Genomic DNA, 25,388 nt, shown 5'->3' on the forward strand with positions numbered 1-25,388 from the left:
ATACAACTAATCGTTCAACACATGCGATGCCAATGGCTTGGCTTTTGGTGCTGGCTTATCCGCTATTAACAATCGCGCCAGATGCCGTAAACCATCTGAAGACAGCTCCAAACCTAAAGGAGCACCCATTTTATCCAACTCATAGATCACATCGGTCGCGGCAATAAAAGTCATGTAACGCAAGCTTTGTATTTCGGGTAATTCTTTAGACAAGGTTTTTAATTGCGGTGCTAAACGCTCCCAAGTTTGCACAAAAAAAGTGCGTACCGGATCTTTACTGGGATCATGACTTTTCAAGCCGTCCTGAAACACAGTGCGCGATTCCGTCAATATACCAGTTAAGGTTTTACGCAGTTCCGCTGATTTGGCATCGTGGGTAGCCTGCTTAATGGCCCGTGTCAAAAACACATCCCATTCTTTCCAAGAAGCTTGCCATTGGCTTAATTCCGCTGGCGTAAATGCCGCTGCCGGTTTTTTAGCGACTACTTTTGTCGGGGCATCAAAAGCCACTTTGATGGCAACGCCGTTATCATTAGCTTCTGCATTACCAAACTTTAGCGTTTTGACCATCGCCTTAACAGCTGGTGCATTTTCCTTAGGCAAAAATTTGGTTAAAGCTTTTTCAATATCATCGCGCGAGCTGTTTAAATCTACTTTAACCTGAGCCAGCTTAGGTTCGGCCACCCGTCTAATCAAGTCTTGCAGTTTATCAATGGTTAATTTCTGGCCGGTTTTATCGTAAGCGTTAGCTTGGGTAACCGGCAAGCTCAACACAGAATGGTCGGCATTTAGTGTGGGTTTTTGAAACGTTTCCAGCACGCCATCCCATTTTAAAACCGTTAGGCATTGGCCTGCGATTTGAGTTCCAAATTGTGCCTGAACGTCATTCAATAATCGAATCTGGCCTTTATCACCATTTATTTTTGGATTAGCCAAATTTAAAAAGCTACAGCCATGCTTGTCATTCCAAAGCTGTGCGGAATGGTCTTTCTGGGTAAATAATTGTTTAACCAACACCTTTTTAATCAACCCGTAATCTAGCTGGATAGGTAAAGTCACTTCATTGGCGTTTGCAGCGCTGGATAACAGGATCAATAAACTGCTTGCAGCCAAGTTAAAATATTTTTTCATTCTCTACTCCACAATGTCACGATTAGAATTTGATGCTGGGTATTGTCTACAAAAAGCACAAAGAGATGCAAAATAGCGTTGGCCTCCCCCTTTGCAAAAGGGGGAGGCCAACCTTGAATTACGGCTGTACCAGTGGCGTTACTGGCGGCGTAACAGGCGTTTGCATGCTTAACTCTTTAGAAATTTCGGTAACCTGTTTAGGCCGTGAAAACTGACGGCCAATAAATAAATCATTACTGACTACGTTAACATCATTAAGCCAGCGTGTAGAATTTTGGCACGTATTGTCGTAAGGTGGTTCCTTGCAAACTTCAATTTTATTATTTTTCAGGACATTAAAATGCAAGCCCGGTAAGGGGCGCACACGCACATCCGGTGGTGCTGCGGTGTAATCCATAATGGTCGGCTCATTAAAATTCAGCAAATTGAGCAACAGCTTAGGCACCTCATACAAGGGCATACTGCCGACTTTAAGCGGGCCGCGCTTGCCATCAATAATAATGATGGGGGTACTGACATATAAACGGAACATTGCCGGGGTAAATTTGCCGCGTTCTGAGGCCAGCACACCTGAATCGACATAGCCTGCAAAATGTTCCCCCAAAAATGGCAAGTGATCGCCAAACACAGCAATAATGCTGTCCGGATCGCGTTTACGCATATCGTCAATAAAAGCCATTAATTCACGGGATTTGTAATATACCGTATTGGCGTAGCTAGTTACCTCTTCTACTGACGACGCTGAAGTGACTTTACTGGCACGGTTAGCGCCTAAAGGATAATTCCAATGGCCAAAATAAGTGACAATATAATCCAAAATGGGCTGCTTATTCGCTAACGATCCGGAAATTTTTTCAGTCACTTGACGGTATAAAGTGGAATCGGCCATGAACTCACGGTTCATGTCATCTTGTACAAAATCCTTGATTGACCAATAGGTTTGAAAGCCTATATTCCGGTACACATTCACCCGGTTCCAAAACACCGGCACATTAGGATGCGATGCTACAGTGCGATAACCTTTATCGGCAAGAATATGCGGTAAGCACGGCACTGAATTCAACAATTGCCGTTCAAATTTGACATTGTCTTTCACCACCGGAAATCCACACAATACCTCAAACTCAGAATTAGCGGTATAACCGCCAAATACCGGCGGCATAGCATGGGAATAATCAGCACTTTTCCAAAGTTTTCTAAATTCTGGCGATAAGGGGTTAGGCGTGTACTTGGCTTTTTTAAGTTCATTGGGATCCCAAAACGATTCCAGTAACACTAAATGAATATTACGCGGTGTAAACGGTTTGGCGATATCCGCTGATTTTGGCATACGGCTCAGTAACTTTTCTGCCGCTATTTGCACCTGATCCTGATCCGGTGACACATCAGCCAAAGCAAAATAACGCGTGCCCTCTTGCAAGGTATAAACAGTAGCACCATGCCATAAATAGTTAGATCGCTGATCCCACACCGACGTACCGGTATATTTATCCAAAGGATTAAGAATGGAGGCAGGCTTATAAACTACGGTAATGCCCAGTAATATAGCGATGGTACAGGCTAGATAAGCGCTCCAATGGCGCATGGAAAAATTGAACAGCAACAAACTGGCGATAGCTGCCAACGGAATGGCTGCCGCAAAAAAACGCCAGCCTTCCAATATAAGTAGCAAAGATCGTAAGGCATAGACATCATCCGGCATAATCGGGCCGCCAAAAAACGATATTTTAATGGCATTGCCGACATACAAAATACCCATGATCAGCGTTTGGATGATCAGGAAAATCCACAGCCGTTTAGATAAGGCAAACAAAATATAGCTAAAAGCTAGCTGCAATAAGAAGTCGAACGGGATGGCCTTAGCTTGAAGCTGGACATCAAACTTTAAACTGCTGACAAAGTAAAAAAGAGTATATAGCAGCGCCGTCGAAATAAGCGGCAATGATTTTCTTAACATAAAAGGGAGGCTGTTTTTTAGATAGACAGGATAAATCTGCCAGTGTGAACGAGGGATGAACGTAGTTCATATTACCATAGAATCTATGGCTAGAACTTGGGTGCGATTTTCGGCTACCCACTTAGACGAGCCGGTTTTACCCTTCAGCAGACAAAATATCAGGCACTGCAAATCCTAAGCGACTGTTAATCGACTGGGTATTTGTACGAATATCCTTACACTGTAAAAACCAAACCTCCTCTTATTTGCTGTGTATCACAACTTATTGATTTTTAGTTCATTGGCTCTGAAAAAAAATTGTAATAGGCATTTTCAATGCCATAAATTACTCATAAATATGTTTATTTAGTTATCAGTAAACTTTCAGCCTGTCAGATTTTTAATCCGCACTTTGAACGCTCATCTCAAAAATACCCATCTCATCGAATTATTTAACTTAACTTTCAATAATTTGTAAAAAATAAAAAACATGGCACAGTAAATGCTTTATCTAAAATGTAACTCAAAAGCCGTAATATTTTGTTTCTTCACAAAAAAAAATATTTACCAGGAAAACCTTTCATGCCTGGTACGGCTTAAAAAAGCATTTTAGCAAAAGTGGGCTAAATAGATTTAGCACCTTGATTTAAGACAAATAAGGAAGTGTCATGTTAAAAAAAATTATCCAAGCCACCCGCTTTAGCCGTCAAGAGAAAGACATTGCCCGCTACATGCAAGAAGTCCGGGATATTCAGGAAGCCAATGTAAGCCGTCGCGATCTGTTAAAAATGGGTTTAACAGCCGGTGTAGGTGGTTTAACCGCTATTGGCGGCAAAGGTTTTTTACCTAATCTAGCGGAAGCGGCCAAAGGCTCGGGCTCATCGGGCAGCGGATCTTCTTTAAATATTATCAGCCCACCCTGTACCATGCCGTGGTCAGTGCCCTTGCCCATACCAAAAGCCCCTGTTGCTGTAGGCGCGTTCTCAGGGCCCGAAGCAGAAAAAGGCCAATGCCAGGAAAAACATAACCTGTGGAATCCCGGCAAAGGCGCAATAGGTGGCTTTGAAGATTTTACCGAAGCACGGAGCGAAGACCATCAACGCTGGGATGAGTTGGGCGGTTTAGCAGCTTGCACTCAATATGAGCTGATGGCCAAAGAGATTGATTGGAATTTTTATTCTGACGACGATGGCCGTGGTTTTAATTCCAAAGTGTGGACTTACGTCGATATGAACCCCAATAGCAATGGCGAATTCGCGACGGGTGTGTTGCGATTTAATGCACATTATGGCAAACCCATTTTGATGCGCATGTACAACGGCTTGCCTAAAGAAGGTAGGGATACCCAAGGCTTTGGAATCAATCAAATCTCCCCGCATTTGCACAATGCCCACAATCCGCCCGAATCTGATGGCGGCCCTATGCGCTTTTGGGATTCCGGTAAATGGTATGACTTCTGGTATCCCAATGTCCGCGCTGGCTTTGCCGGCACGCATAAAACAGGTACTTATTACAAAGGCGCGTGGTGTCCTGGCGATTGGCAGGAAACTCAAAGCACATTGTGGTTTCATGATCACCGTTTTGATTTTACCGCCGCAAATGTCTACAAAGGCTTAGCTTCTTTTTATACCTTATTTAGCGATGACATTAACCTGGATACCGGCGATGAAACATCCGGCTTGAGATTGCCTAGCGGGGATTACGACATACCTCTGTTGTTTGGCGACAAAGTGTTTGATCAATCCGGACAATTGTTTTTTGACAGCTTCAATATTGAGGGCATTGTGGGCGACCAGCAAACCGTCAATTTTAAAATCAAACCGTATCTGGATGTTAAACGCCGTAAATACCGCTTCCGTTTTCTTGATGCTGGACCTTCAAGGTTTATTGAACTGTCGTTGAGCAATGGTGCCAAGATGACCCGTATTGCAAATTGCGGCAATTTGTTACCTAAAGCACAAATCGTTCCTAGCATACGTTTGGGGGTGGCTGAACGTGCCGATGTTATTATTGATTTTAGCCAATATGCACCCGGCACAGTCATCTATCTGGAAAATCGTCTGGAGCAGATCAGCGGCAAAGGCCCTACTGGCAAAATTCTGCCTTCAAGTAGCCAAACGCAATTGCTTAAATTTATTGTTTCAGCCGATGCTGTCGTCGACAACAGTGCATCGTTAGCTACATTGCAAACCCAGGTGATGGTTCCTATGCCTAATCGTGCTGCCAATCCTGTGGTTAAAAAACGCAGTTTTAGTTTTAATACCAAAAATGGTGCCTGGGTAGTGAATGGTGAATTTTTTAACCCGTCAAAAATCAGTGCTTACCCAGTAGAAGGTACAGCAGAAGAATGGACACTGACATCAGGCGGCGGCTGGTCACATCCAGTGCATATTCATCACGAAGAGTTCCAAATTACCAGCCGTGACGGTAAAGCACCGGCACTAGATGACTTATCCAGAAAAGATGTGGTCAGAATTGGTCAAGCCTCACAAGGTACATCGGGAACCAGCAGCATTACTTTTTATATGCAGTTCCGTGACTGGTATGGCGACTACCCCATGCACTGCCATAACGTAGTCCACGAAGACCATGCCATGATGATTCGCTGGAAGCTTGTACCCGCCACCGACCCCAATGCCGGCAAGTAAGCCCACTATTTTAAAAAGGATTTAGTCATGAACAAAAGACAATTTATTAAAAATATAGGTGGCGCTACCTTAGGTGCAGCAGCTTTAGCGACTTTACCCACAGGCTGCGCCAGCTTAGTAACGGTTACTCCCAATAAAACCAATCAGGTTATGCGCAGCAAAGGTGCTTTCCCAAACGTACCGGTAGTAACCCATGATGGCCAGGAAGTGCGTTTTTATGACGATTTGATTAAAGGCAAAATCGTCATGATTAACTTTATGTATGCCCAATGCGAAAAAATCTGCCCAGGCATGACCGCTAATCTAAAACGGGTTCAGAAAGAATTGGGCGATCGGGTAGGCCGTGACATTTTCATGTACTCCATCTCACTAACGCCAGAACACGATACGCCTGAGGTACTGAAAGCTTACACGCAAATGCACGATATCCAACCCGGCTGGACATTTTTGACCGGCAAAAAAGCCGATATTGAAGAACTTCGCAAACACTTGGGCTTTAGTTTTTCTGATCCGGCAATCGATAAGGACAAGTCACAACATTTGGGTGTCGTTAAGTTTGGTATTGAATCGTTAGAAAGATGGGGTATGAGTCCTGCTTTAGGCGATCCTAAATACATTGCCGAATACCTGCGCTGGATGGAACCCAATGGCAGCAGACCCAATTTATCGGAAATGATGGGTTAGAACAGTTAGCACATCATGTTTTGTCTGGTTTTTTAACAAGGCGAATCATTTTTGAAGTTAGATTTTTAGGATAAAACTGAGTGGGCTGCTCAAAAAGGACGAAAGTGATAACTTCACTTTCAACTGCTGCATAGATTCGATTTAACAGAACGATTGCAGTATTTAAAATTCAGGAGTAAAGGACATGAGCAAAAGACTGCAAACGAGGACTACCCGCCCCTCTTCAAAAAAATGGATGAAACAAACAGGTATTAATACACTGATGGTATCAACAACTTTACTAAACGGTATCTGGTGTACACAGGCTCAGGCATTACCCACCATCGCGGCAGTGGTGGGTGAGATTGAAAAAATAACCCTTAATGAACCGAATAACCACTGGTCAGGTGGTGTGATTATTGCCGGCGGACAAAATATCGTTATCCCTAAAAACCTACTGATGGACTTGCCCGCAAACCGGCTGACCTTAAAGCAGCTTTTTGATGAAGCGTCGAATTCGTGTAAAACACAGGCAGAAACCGGTTTGGCCAAAGGTGATAAATGTAATAAATCTGGCGCAGGGGGCATTGCCACAATCTACGGTACACGCCTTGATAACGGCAACGTCATTGCTGGTGATGTGTTTGTGGCAAAAGCGGCCGAAACCGTTATTGGACAGGTCACTTACATTAACTACAATGAAGGTTATTTTAAAGTGAACGGAAACGCTAATGGTTCTGGCGGTATCATGGTGCGAATTAACGATCCGGAAAGCCGTCATACCATACAGTCTGGCGCAGGTTGTAAAACGGGTAGTCCAAACTGTAGCCCAGATCCGCGCTTCACCCTGGATGGCGACAACTACACCAACGTGTTTTCTACCGGTTATCCCATGTGTATACCCAGCACGGTATCGCGCCCCTCTACCGCCATTACCACTTCGCTGAGTTTAGGTGTTGTTTTACAATCGTCTGATGGTACAGGTAATGGCGATGTGCTTTGTCCACGGGAAAACCGTCCTGCCAATAACGCTACCCCAGTGGCTGATTCACGGCGCTTTGCGCCAATTTTGGTGGGTGACAGTATTACGGCGGAAGGTAATTTTGAAACTGTCAACAATATCACCTTTTTGTCGGTTCATTCTACAATGATAGGATCTGCGCTTTCTACTGATGGTACAAGACCTGACCAACCTGACTACCTGTTTCTGGATGAAGTAGAAATAGATGTGCCTGGTTTTCAAAATCAGCGAGCCCGTACCTTAATTATTGGTTATGCAACACTGGCACCAGCCGATGTTATGATTTGGGGTATACACTATGACCCTGTAAATAATGCCCCACATGAGTTTCCTTTGGCCACTTCGGTAGGCTGCGATAACGCGGCCGGTGTGGGTCAGTGTACATCTCAGGGTTTAACTGCGGGTGCGGCAGGGAATATCTTTAAAATCCGCCACGATGTCGATTTTGCAGCAGCGACTAAGCCCAAGGCCGATCCATGTGCACATTTAAGAGCCGATCCCCGTTTTGCAGATGTTAATGCCTGTTCGCAAAATTCTGGCAGCATCGCAGAACAATTTGCTATCTTGAGCCCTATCCCACGTGAAATCCAAGCCCGGACTGGGCGTAAGTTTGCTAGCGAAAAGGGTATCACTGCTGAGTTAATCACGGTGGATATTAACGGCAACAAAGCGACTAATGGACAATATTTATTTCCTTTTGGTATGGGCCTAGGTGGTATTTCTACCCCAGAAATGAACGAAATCAACCTGGATGCTATGGCAACCCCCTTATCCTTTACTGGCATACCTTGGAACCTTGACCGACGTTTAAGTCCAGGCGGCTGTGAGGGAGCTTGTGAAAGTACGCCCCAACCCCTAGAACCGTTCCCGTTCGAAGGTATGAACATGGATCCACGCACTTTGGGTAATCTTCCATCAGATACTTACCAAGATTCCAACTTTATAAGTGGTGCCTTGGCTAGTGTTCGTGACCGTATCTTGTCTTATGTCAACCCCACAGCTGCGCGTCCTGGCAGTAATGGCATAGGCATGAATGATGATGGTAACTTCACGACGGCTTTACTGGATTGGCAAGCCAACAGCACAATACCCAGTACTGGTCCGGGCTCAGAACCAATCAGCCCTACACCTGACGTAGATTTAGGTCAAGTGGATGGTTTAATCTGCAGCAATGAAACTGAATTCAACAGCCCCCCTGAAGCGCATGACGATTCGACATCGACAGATGCTGGTGCATCTAAGACATTTTCGGTACTTTGGAATGATAGTGATGTTAATGGCGGCACGCTGTCAGTCACGGGTTTAAAAGCATTGGCATCTGATGACTCTACGACAAGCATCACCACGAGTAATGGGAACACTGTTGAGCTTGAAATTACCGGCGATATAACTTTCAACCCCGCACCTGGTTTTTCAGGCACTGATAGTTTCATCTATGCCATTGCCGATGGCCAGGGGGGAATCGATACAGGTATCGTTACAGTAACCGTTAATGCTACATCCAATAATCCACCTATAGCACTTGATGATACACGCACCACTGAAGAGGATACCCCTGTAGTTATCGATGTACTCTCTAATGATACGGACGATAATACTGGAACCGGCTCTAGTGTACTGTCAATAGCATCAGCAACCTCTCCTGCCCATGGTACAGTTTCAGTTATTGGCGACGCAGCAACAGATCATGCCCAACGGGTTAGCTATACACCCAATGCTAACTACAACGGCCCGGACGCTTTCTCCTATGTCGTTGCAGATGGCCAAGGAGGCACCGCAACCGCGAATGTGTCCGTAATGGTAAGCCCAGTAAATGATGCCCCCGTAGCACTTGCAGAAACAGCTACCGTTATGCAAGGGACTACTATGGTTATCAATGTGTTAGATAATGACACTGACATTGACGGCGATGTGCTGACGGTGAGCTTGGCCGCCAACCCGCTGGTAACACCGCTAGGTAGGGTAACTACTAACGGGGCAACAGTAAGCTATACGGCTAACGCAGGCGTTACGGGCAATACTACCTTTAACTACACCCTTAGCGATGGGCATGGTGGCACTGCCACTGCTACCGTAACGGTGAAAGTCATTGCACCTGTTTTAGATGTTTTGGGCTTTACAAGAGCGCAGTTTACAGTAAGCTCAAGCGAATGGCGTGTGAATGGGACCGGTTCTGTACCTGGCAAAACCATTACCGTTCGTTTAGGAACAACCAATACAGGTGCTATTGTGGGTACCGCTGCTGTTGATGCCCTATCAGCGTGGACGATGAGGATAAAACCTGGCATTGTTCCTCCTGCGACCACTACCGCTATAACTGCGTGGTCATCCGGAGGTGGAAGGCAGCCCGTTGTGTTTACTAGAAAATAACTAATCTAAAAGGATAATTTATTGGGAGAAGGTGTACGCCTTCTCCCTTTTTTAAGTTTCACATATCATTTCCTATCACTTTCCTTAGGAACAAGACTTTACTACCCCCTATATTTAATCCTCTAAACAACCTTCGCAAACATAACTTTTGTCAGAAAGTGACGCGAAAAGCTTCAGAAAACACCGCCTAGATTGTAGTCCTTACCTTACATCACATTCTTTTATATTTATCCATCAACAAAAAACCCTACCATATCAGCCTGATTTGTATGTCATTAAACCAAAAATTAAACTTTGGCACGAATGGTGCTTTAGGTTAAATATCTGTTGGTAGGTTTCAGCATTATTGATCTAGCTCTTGAAATATTAAAACCGTTCATATTGATTTCACCGAAAGGCTCGAAGCCTCGAAGTCCAATCAAAAGGTTTTAAACACAGCGAGCCTTTGTTTCTATCCAACAGAAGGAAGTTAGCGTAGTGAAAAACTACGTCAATAAATGACCTACAAAATTCGATGTCAATAGCATTTTATTTTGAGGATTTAAACACTTTTACAGGAGTAACTGTTATGAAACTCAAGCACCTTATCATCCCACTTAGTTTAGCTAGCGCACTGGTTGACTTAACATCTGCGTTTGCCGCCCAAGGCAACCAAAATGTCATCAAACCGGCTATTTTTCCGGTAAGCCCAACAACGCCACCCCCTGTTGTGCCCACACAGTTTGACGTTACCGGCTATATACAAAACGCTGTAGTTGATCCAAGCGTTTGCCCTAATCTGGCTAATCTGGATCCACGTCTATGGGGTGGCACAGTTACGGTTAATGGCGTGGATATCGTCATACCCTGTAATACCATTTTACAGATGCCTGCGACATCGTTGACGTGGGCAGAGTTATTTGACTCATCACTCGTACCTGAAGGCACACCCCCAGGCACATCAGGTTTGGCTTTAGCTGATAAAGTTATGTTACCTGGATCAGCCGTACCCGAACAACCTGGATCTTTACCTTTGCCAGCTTATGAAATACATATTGTAGGCAACATTATTAAAGATAAATATATTGCAGGCCTGGTCTTCATTTCGCAACAAAGCCTGAATGTCGGTCAGGGTTATATTAAATCTATTGATTATGCTAGCGGCGAACTGTGCGTATCTTCAGTACCCGCCTACGGCTTTACCGGACAAACAGAAGCTAGCCCTGTATGCCAAGAACCCGATGCCCGTGTCCGAATTAATGACGCTGTCGGTCGGTTCGGTTTAAAACATGGTGGTCCTGGCTGCGTATCAGATGGCAGTTGCGATGTGGAAGAAAGTCACTTTGACCCTCGCTTTACAGCAGATACCGATAATCCGACCATTCATGCTTCAACAGGTTACCCGATGTGTATTCCACGGGCTTACCCCTTTGGCATTGCCGGGGATACTGATGCGCTATGCCCTCAGCAAAACCGCCCTAAGCAAGTCAGCGGTCAAAAGTGTACTAACCTACCCGCTACTAATGGCATCACTTTCCCCGCTTTCCCAGCACAATCCGATGGTTACTGCCATAGCTTTGTCATGGATGCCTTGCCTACGACTTCTGCACCGTTATCAGGGCCTTGCGGCACTATAACCGCTAATGGCAGCACTACAACCATTGCGTGTACCACCCGCCCCGATAGGCAAGCACCTTTTGAAGTAGGTGATTACATTGATTATTCAGGTACCTTGACGATTGACGCTAATCGCACCAATCCAACGCAAACCACCGCTTATTTTATTTCTGCACACACGATTAACGCCCATGTGGGTATCTATACTATGCCGGGCACTAAGCCTGCGTATGTGATGATTGAAGGCTTGCTGGCTGGAACCAATGCCTTGCCCATCCAAAATATTCCACAAGAAGTCACTTCACGCGTTCATGTGGAAGGTTTTACTACTGACCCTAGCAGCATGGTGGACATTTTTGCCATGGATGTCGATAAGCAAAACGACGCCATTACAGAACGTTTATTGGGTAGTGTCAATCCGTCTGGCCCTCCGGTAATAGGACGCGCACGCTTCTTACCCGCAGCAGGAAGTTTTTCACCGCCCACCCGTAATTTTCGGATTGTTAGCCGGGCTGTCTGTAAAAGCAAAACCCAGCCTTGTTATATACCCCAAACCTATTTGGATCCTAATAACCCAGCGGGTAAATACGCCAATGGCTTGGTTGCAGGCCAGTATAACGCACCCAATTTTGAATATATTTTCACTGAAAACCTGTTTCTAGGTGATCCCGTACTGCCTAACAATTTTCAGGACTTAGCGTTTTTAGCGTGTGGTTCAGGCCCATTAACTACCGCTACTGTGGCGGGCAATGAACCCCCTGTTTTAGTGGGTGCTTTAGACCCTGCACCTTGGGCAGCTCCTATGCCAGCGCCAAACCAATGCGCAGGTAAATTAGCCAATCAGTTAACGATCCCTGCCACGCAAACACCTGATGAAGTAGCCATTTTTAATGCGAATTGGGATAACCGAAAAAATCAAGGCAAGCTGACGGTTACCGCCACTTCTTCATTACCGGGTGCTACGCAAAACCTACAGTTATATGTGCAGGCAACCGATATGTTTGGCGGCACTATGTCTGCTGACCCCCAACCCATGCAACTGATAACCAATCCAGCTGTAGCGCCCGTAGGTGGTTTGCCCTGCCCTGCTACCAACAACCCCTGCTGGCAATATTCAGTATCTGGCACCATTGTTAATCCGGCGCATGCTGGGGGTGGTAGTCCGAATCTACCCACTAATATCTATTCGGTACCTACAACGGTTACGGTGTATTCAAGCCGTGGGGGTAAAAGTGATATTGCCCCTGCCTTGCAATGCGCAATAGTTAATGGCCAGAACACTTGTTTTTAATATAGGAATACTCACCACCCCTGTTAACTCAGGGGTGGCAAGGGAATTATCTTATCAGAGAGGATTTATTTATGAACACTATAACCTTATTAAACCGAAATAGCCTTCCGGATAAATTCGAACTGACGGCTGTTCTGATTGTAATGACCTCATTGGCTGTTTACACCCAGCCTGTGCTGGCGCACCAAAAATCACTACCGAATTATTGTGACGCCAACACCTTGCTGGCGTTTCCAGAAATGCCGGGGTCTTTAAAATGCACACCGGCACCAGAACCTTACGTACTGGATGCTGATGGCAATAAAGCTTCCATAGCCCCTGCCATTATCAAAGATAAAGCCAAAGCCATTGCGCTTGGAAAAATGTTATTTTGGGACAGCCAGGTAGGTAGTGATGGCTTGGCGTGTGCAAGTTGCCATTTTCAGGCCGGTGCGGATAACCGCATCAAAAATCAGATTAATCCCGGCATGAGAAACGCCAGTGGCGAAAAGGCCAGTGATAGTATTACGCCTCTGGGTAATCTATTTAACTTTATGTCGTCACACTCAAATACAGTCTACATTGATCCGTTATTAGCCCAATCTATCATAGGTAAAGGGCCTAATTACACCTTAACACAGGCAGACTTCCCGTTACGTAAATACGAAGAGCCAGAAACACTCGTAGAAGGACAGCCTTTACAAGCTAACCGAAATGCCGAAGTCCTTTATGACAGTGATGATGTTATTTCTTCGCAAGGGGTTTACCAATCGGTATATACCAGCTTAAATGCCCGGGGTAAAAAGGAAATCTGTCAAAAAAATCTTTCTAATTTAGGGTCTGGCTTGCCGCTTTTTAATGTAGGGGGGCATTCGGTTCGCCAAGTCGAGCCGCGCAATACGCCTACCATTATTAATGCTGTCTATAATTTCCGTAATTTTTGGGACGGCAGAGCTAATAACATTTTTAATGGCCTTGATCCCTTCGGCATGCGCCGTTTTGCAAACCCAGATAATATGCCTTCTACCGATATATACAGTAAGAATGCTAAGGGTGTACTTATAAAGAATCAGCTGGCCATTTACAATGCCAGTCTTGCCTCACAGGCTGTAGGCCCTGCGTTAAGTGATTTTGAAATGTCATGTGGGGGTAAAAGTTTTGTGGAACTGGGTAAAAAGATGCTGGCGCTTAAACCGCTAAGTTATCAAACGGTAGCGCCATCGGATAGTGTTTTAGGCGCTTATTCAAGACCAGAAAGAGGCTTAAAATCATCTTATACCTATAAAAATATTATTCAGAGTACTTTTAACAATGCTTATTGGGATGACACCAAAAAAATTAATGGCTACACCCTAACTGAAAACAACTTCTCGTTATTTTGGGGTTTGGCCATTCAAGCCTACGAAGCCACCCTGGTATCGGATGATTCCCGTTTCGATCAGGCACAAGAAGATGTTATTAATGGCCGCGATTTACTGACTGAACAGGAGCAAAACGGCTTGAATGTATTTGTCAATCAAGGTAAATGTATTGGCTGCCACTCAGGAACAGAATTTACAGCGGCCTCGGTCAATCATGCGTCTAACGTTAATAATGTGCCAGCGATTGGTAAATACACTGAACGCATGGTGATGGGTGATGGTGGTGTTGCGTTATATGATGCCGGTTTTTATAATATTGGCGTACGGCCTTCTAAAGAAGATTTAGGTATTGGCGGTACTGATCCTTACGGTTTTGCCTTATCATTCACCCGCAATGCCAAGCTAAAAGCCAATGATCCATACGACTATAATCTTGAAAATGCCAACATTTCCAGCTTAGGGCCTGACCCGTTTCAAACGAATTCTTTCTTGTTTGCCGCAAGTATTGATCCCGTAACCAGTGACGAGCGCGATGCAATTGATGGCGCTTTTAAAGTACCCGCTTTGCGTAATGTCGAATTAACCGGGCCTTATTTTCATAATGGTGGCCAAGCAACGCTACAGCAAGTGGTGCAATTTTATAACCGTGGCGGCGATCGTAAGGACTTATTCCAAAAAGACCCCGAATGCGGTGGCGCATTATTAATTGATGGCCAGGTTGCTGCTGATCCAGAGACAGGCTTAATTGACAGCTCCGGTTTTTTACGTGATGGTTCTTGGTTAGGCCAACCTAGCAATATTGCTGCTGATATGGCCGGTACCAAAGAACTGCTGGATACTACCTGCCATCAAGGCCAATCACCGCATGAAACTTTAAACTTAAGCAGTACCGACGTTGAAGATGTAGTCGCTTTTTTGAAGACACTGACCGATGAGCGAGTCCGCTTGGAGCAAGCCCCATTTGACCATCCTTCTTTAAAATTACCTCATGGCCATACCGGTAATGAGAATAAAGTGAAATTTATCAAATCGACCAATCAAGCCCAACAACAAACCTATGAGGTGCCAGCAATTGGCGCAGAAGGACGTGGTGTTAAAGGTTTGTTGCCACTGCAATCATTTGAAGCTGGATTGCAATAAGCCAGCGTGTTCTCTGGTTCGGGCATAAGCTTGAACCAGAGAACTTAAATCTTTTCGAAAAAGCATCAATAAAAACCACCCTGTTGTTTAAGTTTTTTTATCTTCCCCATGTAACAGTTTTCTCAATTCGGGACGAAGCTTGACCCAAAATTGACAAAAGATGTGTTCCGATATTTCGCGGACTTTAACGGTACACCCAAAAAGAGTCGCACCCACAAGAATAAAAACAGGATGATCCCGAAACAATAAGGCAATATTTTCCAGTAAGCTATCAGGAGACACTAGCATTTTCAGCATATCTAACAGTGTCATGTTAGAGTTATCCAGATCACCACGCAGTAGCCAGTACAGGGTAATAAGAGAATAAATTACCAGCGCAAAGTGAAATATTTTGCGTGCGATAATTTGCGTCTTGGCTTGTCCCAACAGCGATCCGGTGGACAAGTTGCCTGCATGCTGGCTCATAAGTTCGACTATTTTTTTAGATTTTGGATGGACACCTTGGTTATCGACCACTTCAAATGTGTTTGGGATGTTGCCAGGGGAATAGCCAAAAACGCCTTGGGCAATACGTTCAAAAACACTGACATGGATTTTAGGCGTAGCTATATAAACGCCTGTAACTTTATCGTTGCAAATTTCAACAAAGTCCCGGGGTTTATAACGGTAATACACCCCAAGGCCCGAACGGGAATCATAAAGTTTATCAAAACAATATTTCCGGTCTTTAATAAATGCCATATCAGTGGGGACAAATTTAAGGCCATCTGCCTTTTTCACCATCCATTCGAGCGCTTCCAAAGAAAGTCCTTGCTGTGGGTAACCGCCGCCTACATTACTATGCACCCCCGGAAACCAAACCTGTTCAACACGTGCATCCTCTTTCCAAAGTAAGGGATGAAACGATTGACGCTGCTCATCAACTGATAGGGCGTGATAAGCCTTGTTAACCTTTTCATGCAGCTTATGATCTTTAAATTCAAAACGAAAAATAAATTTATCCAGAATATCTGTTGCCCAATCGAAAGGCAGACCCACGGCTGATACCGTATCCCACACCCCCATAAATTCAATGCTGGGTTTGGTATCACAAAACGTTAAATTTTTATCGGTCAGTTTGTGAAGCCATTTTTCAAAAATAAGCGTGATAGCAGGGTCATAAAACTTTTCCAAAAATGCCGGATTTTTAGCACGATAATCCCTGAAAAGATGCCACACTGCATCGTCAAGCTGCCTATCCATATAAACAGTATTATCCAGCATCCCCATTTCACAGATGAAGCTTGCCAATCTTCTTACCGTAAAAGCCCCGCGACTAAAGCCAAACAGGTAAATCTTGTCCCCTGGCTCATAGGTTCGCACCAGTTCTTTATATAAGTGGCGAACATTGCGGCTTAAGCCCCAGCCAAAAGCGCCGCCCAGTAGCTTTAATGGCTTAAAATCTTGAGTTCCAACACCGTCGTCATAAAAAGCTATTTGCTCGCAATCGGGTAAATTAAAATCAATGGCTTCGTATAATTTAAAAACATTGGTACCCCGGTTTTTAATATTGGAATTTCCGGTGCCATCGGAAAGCAGAATGATATTTTTAGACATATAACCCTCCTTGGGTTAAGACTTGCAAATCTTTTAAAAAATTGGCCACCCAAAAGTTGCGAAAACGCCACCTCGAAATTTAATCAAATACCTCATCCCCCGTGGGTTCAATGTGTTCAACCTTGTTCATCTGCTGCCGGAATTCGGACAGTTTATGGTACAGCTTATAGCGAGCACGGTTGAGATTGCCCAATGGCCGATGCTCAGGAAGACAATGCCACGGATTCATTTTCAGGCGCTTGGTAAAATCAATCAATTTTTCAGATTCAAAATGCTGTTTCGGGATATGCACAGTAGCCACCGGAATAAACGGCGATAATTTCTCCGGCCAGCGTACCGAACTGTCTTCAATAGGCATTAAATGCGGGTCAGTTTGCAACTGAACCATCAGATCAAACTCCACAGCCTTTTCGCTCAAGGTTTTGATCATGTTTTCGCGCAGATAATTAAATGGCACCTTACCAAACGGCAATCCCGGTATTTTGGTATACAGACCCTTGGTTTTCGGTATAAACGAATACATCACTGCCTGACCCTCACCCAACAAATGAGGCGTGCAACTCCAGTAACGGTCACCGAAAGGGTTGTACTTGGTTTCATTCCACAAGGCATTCATCGCCATGTCCAACAAATGGCTATCTTGGGGATTAAGGAAATAATACAGCGTCATATCCACCAGGCTCCAATACTGCAACTTGGCATTTTCCCGTGTGTTGGGGGTAACAAAAGTCGCGCCGCCGCTGGTGGTGATAAAATCCTGGGTATATTTTTCTTCCTCTTCCATCAGTTTTTTGCCAGGTACCCCCATGAGTTTGACTGACATACTCAAAAAACCAACATCTTGAATATCGGCAGGTACATTAGGGCCAGGGCCTGCATAGCGCACATAAGCCGGATAACTTTGCGGTTTGGCAAAAATACCCTTACGACAATGTTCAGGGATGTCATCGCGAATGGTTACTGTGGCTTTTAACACAGCGTGGGTTTTGGTATTGCCACCGCGTTCATAACCACCCGGTTTAAAGCGCCCGCGCATTTGGTCGGCCATGAGATCAATGATTTCATCCAGGCTTTGATCTTCATCCGGATCGATTTTTTCCTCGGCTATTTTTAGCCCCTCATTCTGTCGGCGTAGATTGATAAAATATTGCACAAGCCGAACCAGCGGTTCTCGAAACAGCCAGTTCAACTGAGGACGGAACCAGGGTTCCAGTCGACGCTCGATATACAACAGTTGCAGTAAAAACTGATGAATAATTTTAAGTATGCGGAATTTAATCGTCATGATGTGCTATCGCTCCCTTGGCTAGGTAGGCTGGCTATATATTTCAGTGCGCGCAGTCCTGGCATAAAAAAATAACCGCCGCCATGTACGGTAACAAATTGCGGCAGCGGACAAGTTTTTTGCACCGGCCCCGCCGGATTTGGGTGGTTGAATTCATCGGTGCTTTCACCGCTCATTAACGGCTGTCGGTGGCCTAACAACGGATCACTTTCGTGTTGCACGCCATTAAATTTGCTGCTCATCGCCCAGGCATTTTGAACAAACTCAAACTGCCTGGATATATTAGCCACCAGGCACATAAACTGTATGCCGCGCTCAGCCACTGGTGCATCCGGTTTGATAGCCTCTTCCGGCGTCAGTAAAGGCCCATAGGGTCTGCCACGGCGCAGTAGCCTATGAAAACGTGCGGAAGCTATCAAGTCTTCATCGTGGCGGTTTTGCCCAAAGCCCAGTATTTTCTTCAAGCGGGATATAAAACCGGTAACACCAGGCGGTAAATCGCCAGTGCGTGGATTGGTTCTACGGATATGCGCCCCTAGCGGGCATTTATTGCCAACAGGGTCTTCCTCGTAAGTAAAGCTATTATGAAAGTCATCACTGCCAATCCCCGGAATCACCCCTGCATGTTTTGACACCAAAGGTATGCCGTCACGGTTTCTACCCACCATAGCGGCTGCCAATTGTTCACGTTTTTCGAGGTTTGAGCCTGCCGCTTTAGTAACAAATTGCCAAAAACCGGGCACATCCTGACCTAGTTGGCGCAATACAAGATAGCTGCCATTACGACCCAAATCTTTTAAGTCCGGAACATCTTCTGCATTAGGCAGAACATCCGCGAGCTTGTCTGTTATCGGGTTAATCAGCGGCCTTGCGGTGTATTGCGCATATTCATTAGGGTAACCCAGCACAACCTCGCCCACCGCTAGCCTATTGGAATAGCCATCCCGGTCATGCGGATTTGTACTTTGCAGGCGCTGCCAATCAATATCAGGTTGGCTGATGCCATCGGCAAAGCCGAACGGTTCAATGCCGCCAATATCCTGCGTTGGTAAGGTTTTGAAAACTTTAAAGGCTTTTGAAAAGTTTTTGCCTTGAACTGTTTTTCGCCACGTATCAATGTCACCGGATGTGGCATAAAGCAACAATACTACATGGGGGATTTGTTTAACATTACCGCCCCACAGCCATTGTTTAGGCGCATTGCCAGCAATATCACCCAAGCGGCGCGAACGGCTTTCATCACCCGACAGCCCAACAATGAATTCATCTGAAAAGCCCTCGATAATCGATGCCCGTAGTCCTAAAGCCTGTAGACCTTGAACAGAAAAAGCTATTTGCAATACCGTTTTTGGCGGTATTTCTGTTTCTTCTGCATTAGTGACGGGGGCTGAGTTCAGCCATTGCTTAGCAGCCGTGGCATCGACAATATTCAATAGCATAAAACAGGTGTCGGTTAGTTTTCCGTGCCCAAAACGCAGTAATCCTTGCAGGTCATCAAATTCAAAATCACTGGAAGTTTTCATCATCAACACTCCTGTTCAGATTAGGCTAAGCCATTCACGCATTTTTGCATCACTATCTGGGCGAGTTTCCACGCCCTGGCGAATGCGGCTGTTACGCGCTAAATCGGTGGCCGTTAAGTCCGGATAGGCCTTGTACCAAACTTCAGTGGGTATTTGATGCCGCCTTTGGGTGTATTTAAAAGCTTGCTCGCGTGCAGCGCCTTCTTTAATAAACCATCGCGTAGTCGGATAACCCACTGCACAACTGAAAGTAAGGTTGAGTCCCCAGCCTGCCTTGTTAATAAAATCATCCATATAGCTTTCATGGCTGCCGTCATAATTACTGGCAAAAAAAGCCCGCCGGTCGTTATCCAGAAAAACCCAACGGGCAAAATGTATAGACCGTATCCGAGCCAGAAAACCCTGGTTATAAACATGTCCAGCCGCGTAATCGGTGAGCAGCAGGATAAATTCGAAGGTCAAACGCCGGAAAATTCCTGGCTTAACATCACCAAATACGCTGTACTGGTTAGTCACATCCCAATCTTCCTGCGCCGACAGCGTCTGTATATGTTTGCGGTCTGGCCTAATAAACAGCTCAGGATCAGAGCGCTCCAGCATCCGAAGCCGTAGCGCAAAAAACGGTGCGATAATTAATAATAACGGTGACACCAGCAGCAAAAACAGCGGTACGCCAATTTTGTGCGCTAGATTGCGCAATCCCCATACAAGCGGCGTTGGCTCTGGCGGTGTTAATTTAAGCCGCCCCGCATGCTTTTCCAATTCAACATGAGCTAATAATTCTTGCCGCAATTCATGGGTATTTTCTCTACCTACTTTATCGGCAATGTCTTGCAAATACGCAGATAAGCTCTGGTGCAACGCAGCTTCTTCATGAATTTGTTTAACGGTGCGCCCAATCCAGTTAACGTAACGGGTTTTGGGTTCGATGTGATGGCTTTTCATCCAGGCTAGCAAACCCTCACTGTTGGCATCTGGAAACCCAACACAAAATGAAAATAGCTTTGTCAGACCTGGTTCAGCTTGCGCCGCAAGTTCTGCCAGAAAAGAATCCCGGTCACCATCACAATCTCCCAGAAAAGCCAGAGCTGGCTGCCACGGCCTTGGCTTAACGCCAAAGGCTTTAATTTCATCACCAATTTTGCTTTCAATAATCACAAAACGCGCAAAATGTAAGCGTTCAAAACGACCAAAAGCAACCAGCTTATTAGCAGGATCGGCATGTCCGACAGCTTTGGTTTTATTCATTTTGGCCAGCAGTTTACGTAAACTATCTAACTGTCCGTCGCGCACAGGGGCGCAAATCATAAAAGTGGATTGGGGTGTCATGGCATCTCCCGCAAACTAAAGAATTACACGATGGTTTATTCAGTGGTAGTGCGTACCAGAGCAAAATCCAGAATGCGCTTTTGCTTCCACCACACTTTGCCAAGATAAACGCCGGGTTCCACTTCGCGGATTTCATCACGGATTACTTTGGCAAGAAACGAGGTACGCGAATAATCAATTACAATAGTATCTTTACCATCCAGCCAGCTTTTATCCCGATACACCTTGGCAACAATAAAGGTCAGACTGAAGGGGGTTACCTTGTTGACCAGAACACCGGCCTGTCCACCGGGGCAAAACAGATCGAATACTTTGCCCTGCCAGGCAAAAACGCCAGCCAAAAATGCCACCCATTTTGCGAACATAGAACCTGCCAAAATAGCTGTGCCTTGGGTATCACCACTGGGTATTTCTCCAGGTGTTGCATTACGATAGATGTCGTCGAGCTCTTCAACCGACTTAGTTAACCAGCTATTTACCGTGTTGTTCATAGTTGTTACTCCTTCATTTTATTCCGCAGGGCAGCGGCATGGGCGTAAACCTCCCGGCGAACGGCATTCATTCGGCCAAGTGGCGCATGGGCAGCGAGACATTGCCAGGGATTAAATCTACTTCGCTCGCCAATTGCTAATGATTCCGGATTATCAAAATCCTGGTTTTCAATTGTAATGGTAGCCACGGGAATAAAAGGCGAGACAGCTTCATCCCAAATGACCGCGGCATCTTCAATAGGCATCGTGTCCGGATCAGTTTGCAGTTGTACCGCAAAATGGAAACACGCGGAACCCTGTTGCAAATGGGCTTTAATGGCCGCACGCAACTGGTTTTCGCCAGCATCAACTGCCTGCTTGGTTTTGTACTCTGAACAAGGTATTAGCGAATATTTAACGACCTGATTGCCCGATTCACCCAACCGAAACGGCACGGTGCTCCAATATTGAATATCTAACGGACTTAAACAGTGCTTGCGGGATTTAATCACCGTACAAAGGGCTTTAAAATGCGTCGTAAAAAACAGCAGCATCTTAAATTTCCCTTGCTGACGTGCGCGGATAAATTCCAAAAAATCTTCGGGCGTGGCAACAAAAAGCGCAGGATAACTGTTCAAAATAAAATCCTGCAAGCCTGCTTCGCCCCAAAGCACTTCACCGTCTACCTGGGATAATTGCATGGATAAGCCGCGTATATCTTTTGCCGAATCATCTTTTTGGGTGGCGTTGGCAAAGCGCAGCTTGGCTGGATAAGTGACAGACTGCGAAAAAATACTCTGTTTCAGTGCTTCGGGAATATCATCATGGACACGAAATTCCGCGTTCACATAAGCCACAGTTTTTAGCTGGTTGAATCTTGGCACACTATTGTTTTCAGTTTCTGCCGTGGTGACAGCGGCAATACAGGGGTTCATTTCTGCAACCAACTGATCAATGGACATTTCATTTTGCATTGCGCTGCTCCTAGCCTGATAGGGCAAACCGAGTGTTAAAACATGAGCCTCGTAGGGTGGGCAACGCTTTTCTGCCCACCATTTGAATCACGATTGTAAGCGGTGGGCAGGAAAGCGTTGCCCACCCGACGGATTATTTACTTAAAACTTTCATCAGAAGCAGCACGGGGTTTAGGTTTCCATTGCAATGAATAATATTGCCCTATATCTCTAGACCATGGATCGAAGGCATTCATCACCCCCGCCAGCTCACCGGAAAGTTCCGGCATAGTACGCAACAATATTCTTTTCAGTAACGACACCTGAACTTTATGGCCATTATATTCATTGGCTTCCCACTGTTTTTCACCCGGTCCGTTATTCATCACCCATTGATGGCCAAGGCTAGAATAAAATTCCGGCCTAAAACTGGAAGTAAAAAACCGATCGCTAAACAAGCGCCGCGACGCATTCAATATAAACACCTGAAACTGAGTTTCGGAAATAGCAAAGCCATGCGGATGGGTAAACTCTGCCAGCCAGCCCACCACGGTATCCACATCCTCAATGTTATCAACCATACTGCTGTCAGCATGTCCTAGACAATCATTGATAGCTGAGCCATCGGCATTTAATTGCGAATCGGTAATTACTTTGCTGGCATCGCACTGATGCTGGCCATACACCTCACGTAACACACCCACCAACCGCTCCTGTTCTTTTCGTTCCGGGCTGTTTTTTTCCAGGCGCTGATCAACAAAGTCACCAAAGCTTGTCAGTTTGGTTAGCCCGTATTGCCTTCTGAATTCATTAAACCTAGGCACGCCGTGTTCACGGTCACGTATTAAATCCAGCGCAGCGACATCAATTTTGTTGGTTTCAGTTTGCAAACGCGGCATGTCTAAATTTTGTAGAAACTGCGGATGATTTTGCAAGGTAAGCACCCCCAAACGTTGCCGCCCCATGCTCATCGCCCAATTACTTAAGCCGCCATCGGTCATAGCCTGAGTCGCTTTGCCACGGAATGTGCTCGCCACAGGTACTTTTTTAGTGATGGCATTGGGGTTTTGTAATTCCCTAAACTCCAGTAAATCAGGTATTAAAGGATGCAAGCGGTAGACGGTGGGGAATTCTTCCGGAAAGTTAAACGGCGAACCAAAATGATTGGTACCGCCATTAACATGTTGCAGATTACGTAAATCCCAAATGTCTTTTTTGTCAGGTAAATAGCCTAAAAAACCAGGATTATCCTGATAACGATGACTTCCCAGCCCAAAAATACCTGCACCTGCTGCAAACGCCGAATAAAGCTGGTTGGCTTTAGTTTCCTGCGGTGACTGCCCCAAACGGTTAACGACAATTTTTTGTAAAACATTGGACACTGGATTATTTTTATCCAGCAAACCGTTCCAGTTGGCATTCATCCCCAGATTCATCGGTTCGTCGTACAGCAATTGTGTTGTCCATTCAATGGTATGAATCTTGGCTATTTCGGCGGCAACGACCAACCGCGCCAGCTGGAATAATTCTTCGTCAGTCACTTTCTGATAAGTGATAACTTCATCAGGTTTGGCTGGATTACGTAGCCCCGAATCTGCTTGCGGCGTGGCTGCGGCCTGTTTTCTAAAAGCATCGACAATCAGATTGTGTTCACGCACAAAAAGGTTATGGTAAAAGCTCATGCCCACAGTCCAGTTATCGGCAAAGGCGGCAGCTTCCTGACCTTTCCAAGCGGGATTAATCGGATCAGCCACACAGCCTGTTTGATTACTGTCACAACTGTTTAAAACCGGCAAATAACCTTGGCTATCACTGGCTGCTGTTGATTTACCGCGCGGCAACATCAGTAATTTTGCATTATCTTTTGGATCACGCTTTACGCGTTTTAACGAGGTGTCATCATAGCCGTAAATTTGTGAGGCATCCCACCAGGCGGTTACCGTGTTTTCGGTGGTTTTTTGCGCACGCGCCAAATAAGACTTGCCGTTGTGATCAAAGCTGGGTGCAGGTTCATGCTGGGCAATATAACCCGCATCAACTTTATCATTGGGCCTGCAACCCAGGGTTTTAGACTGTTCAGCGGTGACTGGCTGTTCCTGATTATTAACCTTTTGACTGGTACAACCCATCGCCATTTTGGCATCGTCATTATGGCCTTCGCGCAAATGAGAAAACCAGTCATGGGTCATAAACTGAATCCAGTAGGCAGCCAATACATTAAAAAACGGTGCTTTTTTATAATCGCATTGCGCGGTTTTGGCATTATCAGGTAAGCCTTGCCCAAAATTACACATATCGGGTTTAGTTTGCGCACGGGTGAACAGCTTGCGGGAAATAACTTGCGGATCGGGTTGCAATAAACCCAACCTGTCCCCGTGACGATTACGCGCCAACTCATTTTTACCCAGTTCTGGAGAAGTAGTTTCAAAACGCACATTGCGTGCAAATAACTGATGGGTAGAGCCCATGGCCGGATTGTAAATATCGTTGCAAATACCGGTTAAACTGCGGTTTCGGATGAGTTCGCCAGTGCAAACTTGCACTCCTTTAGCGGTAGTCACTTGTTTAAATTGTGGATGGGATGGCGGTAAACGCATGGCTTCCCAGGTTTTTAGTACCGGCCCATCGGTTGTTCCGTTACCATTAATATAATTTTCAAAGGTTTTATTATCATTCAGGTTAAACCGGATTAACTCCATGCGCTGGTATTCCAAATCAATTAACGCACCATCGACACCGCGCTCATTGGGTTTTAGATGCTTACCGACTGTGGTTATTGCACCCAGCTCTTGAGTTTTACTGCTGGCATCACCTGCTCCCCAGTAATTAGGCCAATCTAGCCAGACACTGCTACGTCTCTCTAACGCTTTGTTTCCGCCCCTGCAATTAGCGGTATCCTCAGCGACTTTACCTAAAAAACGTTCGGTCTGTTGCTTGGCAAGAGGTCGTAAACCTTTTTCGGCTACTCTTACACAAGCTTTGTCGGAGCTAACCCTTTCCAAGACTTTTTGAGGATTTGGAGGCGTCCAGGCGGTAAAGGACAAAGCTACTGGAACAAATAGTAGTGTGCGATAACTGATCATTTTCTTGTCTCCT

Annotated in this window: 14 protein-coding genes; 5 read left to right on the plus strand and 9 right to left on the minus strand. The window is 45.4% G+C overall.

All coding sequences use genetic code 11. From position 1 onward, the window contains the following. Positions 1-6: 6 nt before the first annotated feature. Entirely contained in the window at positions 7-1,131 is a 1,125-nt protein-coding gene (locus tag ACHZC4_RS15845) for a hypothetical protein (protein ID WP_394754845.1), read from the minus strand. A 118-nt stretch (positions 1,132-1,249) separates the two neighbouring features. After that, a complete protein-coding gene (locus ACHZC4_RS15850; RefSeq protein WP_394754846.1) occupies positions 1,250-3,088 on the minus strand; it encodes an LTA synthase family protein in 1,839 nt (612 codons plus the stop codon). 647 nt (positions 3,089-3,735) lie between these two features. Between ACHZC4_RS15850 and ACHZC4_RS15855 the strand changes: the two genes are divergently transcribed. The 5 genes from ACHZC4_RS15855 (at position 3,736) to ACHZC4_RS15875 (ending at position 15,136) form a co-directional block, all read left to right on the plus strand. Next, positions 3,736-5,715: a multicopper oxidase family protein gene (locus ACHZC4_RS15855; RefSeq protein ID WP_394754847.1), complete on the plus strand. Its 1,980-nt coding sequence runs from the start codon at positions 3,736-3,738 to the stop codon at positions 5,713-5,715. A gap of 27 nt (positions 5,716-5,742) precedes the next feature. Continuing rightward, positions 5,743-6,399 (plus strand): SCO family protein, encoded by a 657-nt coding sequence (locus ACHZC4_RS15860; RefSeq protein ID WP_394754848.1) that lies wholly within the window; start codon positions 5,743-5,745, stop codon positions 6,397-6,399. A gap of 184 nt (positions 6,400-6,583) precedes the next feature. After that, a complete protein-coding gene (locus ACHZC4_RS15865; protein WP_394754849.1) occupies positions 6,584-9,769 on the plus strand; it encodes an Ig-like domain-containing protein in 3,186 nt (1,061 codons plus the stop codon). A gap of 568 nt (positions 9,770-10,337) precedes the next feature. Next, positions 10,338-12,656: a hypothetical protein gene (locus ACHZC4_RS15870; protein WP_394754850.1), complete on the plus strand. Its 2,319-nt coding sequence runs from the start codon at positions 10,338-10,340 to the stop codon at positions 12,654-12,656. Positions 12,657-12,727: 71 nt separating this feature from the next. After that, entirely contained in the window at positions 12,728-15,136 is a 2,409-nt protein-coding gene (locus ACHZC4_RS15875) for a cytochrome-c peroxidase (protein WP_394754851.1), read from the plus strand. Positions 15,137-15,223: 87 nt separating this feature from the next. Here ACHZC4_RS15875 and ACHZC4_RS15880 read toward each other — a convergent pair whose 3' ends face one another. The 7 genes from ACHZC4_RS15880 to ACHZC4_RS15910 all read right to left on the minus strand — a co-directional run bounded on the left by ACHZC4_RS15880 (position 15,224) and on the right by ACHZC4_RS15910 (position 25,375). Continuing rightward, positions 15,224-16,732, minus strand: a complete 1,509-nt coding sequence (locus tag ACHZC4_RS15880) for a DUF2235 domain-containing protein (protein WP_394754852.1) — start codon at positions 16,730-16,732, stop codon at positions 15,224-15,226. Between the two features lie 79 nt (positions 16,733-16,811). Next, positions 16,812-18,017: a catalase family protein gene (locus ACHZC4_RS15885; protein WP_394754853.1), complete on the minus strand. Its 1,206-nt coding sequence runs from the start codon at positions 18,015-18,017 to the stop codon at positions 16,812-16,814. Next, entirely contained in the window at positions 18,014-19,543 is a 1,530-nt protein-coding gene (locus ACHZC4_RS15890) for a Dyp-type peroxidase (protein WP_394754854.1), read from the minus strand. Before ACHZC4_RS15890 ends, ACHZC4_RS15885 begins: the two co-directional genes overlap by 4 nt. Positions 19,544-19,555: 12 nt before the next feature. Continuing rightward, complete coding sequence (locus ACHZC4_RS15895; RefSeq protein WP_394754855.1) at positions 19,556-20,869, minus strand: hypothetical protein; 1,314 nt, start codon at positions 20,867-20,869, stop codon at positions 19,556-19,558. 35 nt (positions 20,870-20,904) lie between these two features. Then, the gene (locus ACHZC4_RS15900) at positions 20,905-21,360 is read right to left on the minus strand and encodes a hypothetical protein (protein WP_394754857.1); all 456 of its coding nucleotides are present in this window, start codon (positions 21,358-21,360) and stop codon (positions 20,905-20,907) included. A 5-nt stretch (positions 21,361-21,365) separates the two neighbouring features. Beyond that, on the minus strand, positions 21,366-22,313 hold the full coding sequence (locus ACHZC4_RS15905; protein WP_394754858.1) for a hypothetical protein: 948 nt from the start codon (positions 22,311-22,313) through the stop codon (positions 21,366-21,368). Between the two features lie 137 nt (positions 22,314-22,450). Further along, positions 22,451-25,375, minus strand: a complete 2,925-nt coding sequence (locus tag ACHZC4_RS15910) for a peroxidase family protein (protein WP_394754859.1) — start codon at positions 25,373-25,375, stop codon at positions 22,451-22,453. Positions 25,376-25,388 lie beyond the last annotated feature (13 nt).

Source organism: Crenothrix sp., assembly GCF_043729335.1.
In the GTDB taxonomy this organism is placed as follows: Bacteria; Pseudomonadota; Gammaproteobacteria; order Methylococcales; family Methylomonadaceae; genus Crenothrix.

Coding starts and splice junctions, on each gene's coding strand:
- ACHZC4_RS15845 (WP_394754845.1), bottom strand. CDS start 1,131: ATGAAAAAATATTTTAACTTGGCTGCAAGCAGTTTATTGATCCTGTTA.
- ACHZC4_RS15850 (WP_394754846.1), bottom strand. CDS start 3,088: ATGTTAAGAAAATCATTGCCGCTTATTTCGACGGCGCTGCTATATACT.
- ACHZC4_RS15855 (WP_394754847.1), top strand. CDS start 3,736: ATGTTAAAAAAAATTATCCAAGCCACCCGCTTTAGCCGTCAAGAGAAA.
- ACHZC4_RS15860 (WP_394754848.1), top strand. CDS start 5,743: ATGAACAAAAGACAATTTATTAAAAATATAGGTGGCGCTACCTTAGGT.
- ACHZC4_RS15865 (WP_394754849.1), top strand. CDS start 6,584: ATGAGCAAAAGACTGCAAACGAGGACTACCCGCCCCTCTTCAAAAAAA.
- ACHZC4_RS15870 (WP_394754850.1), top strand. CDS start 10,338: ATGAAACTCAAGCACCTTATCATCCCACTTAGTTTAGCTAGCGCACTG.
- ACHZC4_RS15875 (WP_394754851.1), top strand. CDS start 12,728: ATGAACACTATAACCTTATTAAACCGAAATAGCCTTCCGGATAAATTC.
- ACHZC4_RS15880 (WP_394754852.1), bottom strand. CDS start 16,732: ATGTCTAAAAATATCATTCTGCTTTCCGATGGCACCGGAAATTCCAAT.
- ACHZC4_RS15885 (WP_394754853.1), bottom strand. CDS start 18,017: ATGACGATTAAATTCCGCATACTTAAAATTATTCATCAGTTTTTACTG.
- ACHZC4_RS15890 (WP_394754854.1), bottom strand. CDS start 19,543: ATGATGAAAACTTCCAGTGATTTTGAATTTGATGACCTGCAAGGATTA.
- ACHZC4_RS15895 (WP_394754855.1), bottom strand. CDS start 20,869: ATGACACCCCAATCCACTTTTATGATTTGCGCCCCTGTGCGCGACGGA.
- ACHZC4_RS15900 (WP_394754857.1), bottom strand. CDS start 21,360: ATGAACAACACGGTAAATAGCTGGTTAACTAAGTCGGTTGAAGAGCTC.
- ACHZC4_RS15905 (WP_394754858.1), bottom strand. CDS start 22,313: ATGCAAAATGAAATGTCCATTGATCAGTTGGTTGCAGAAATGAACCCC.
- ACHZC4_RS15910 (WP_394754859.1), bottom strand. CDS start 25,375: ATGATCAGTTATCGCACACTACTATTTGTTCCAGTAGCTTTGTCCTTT.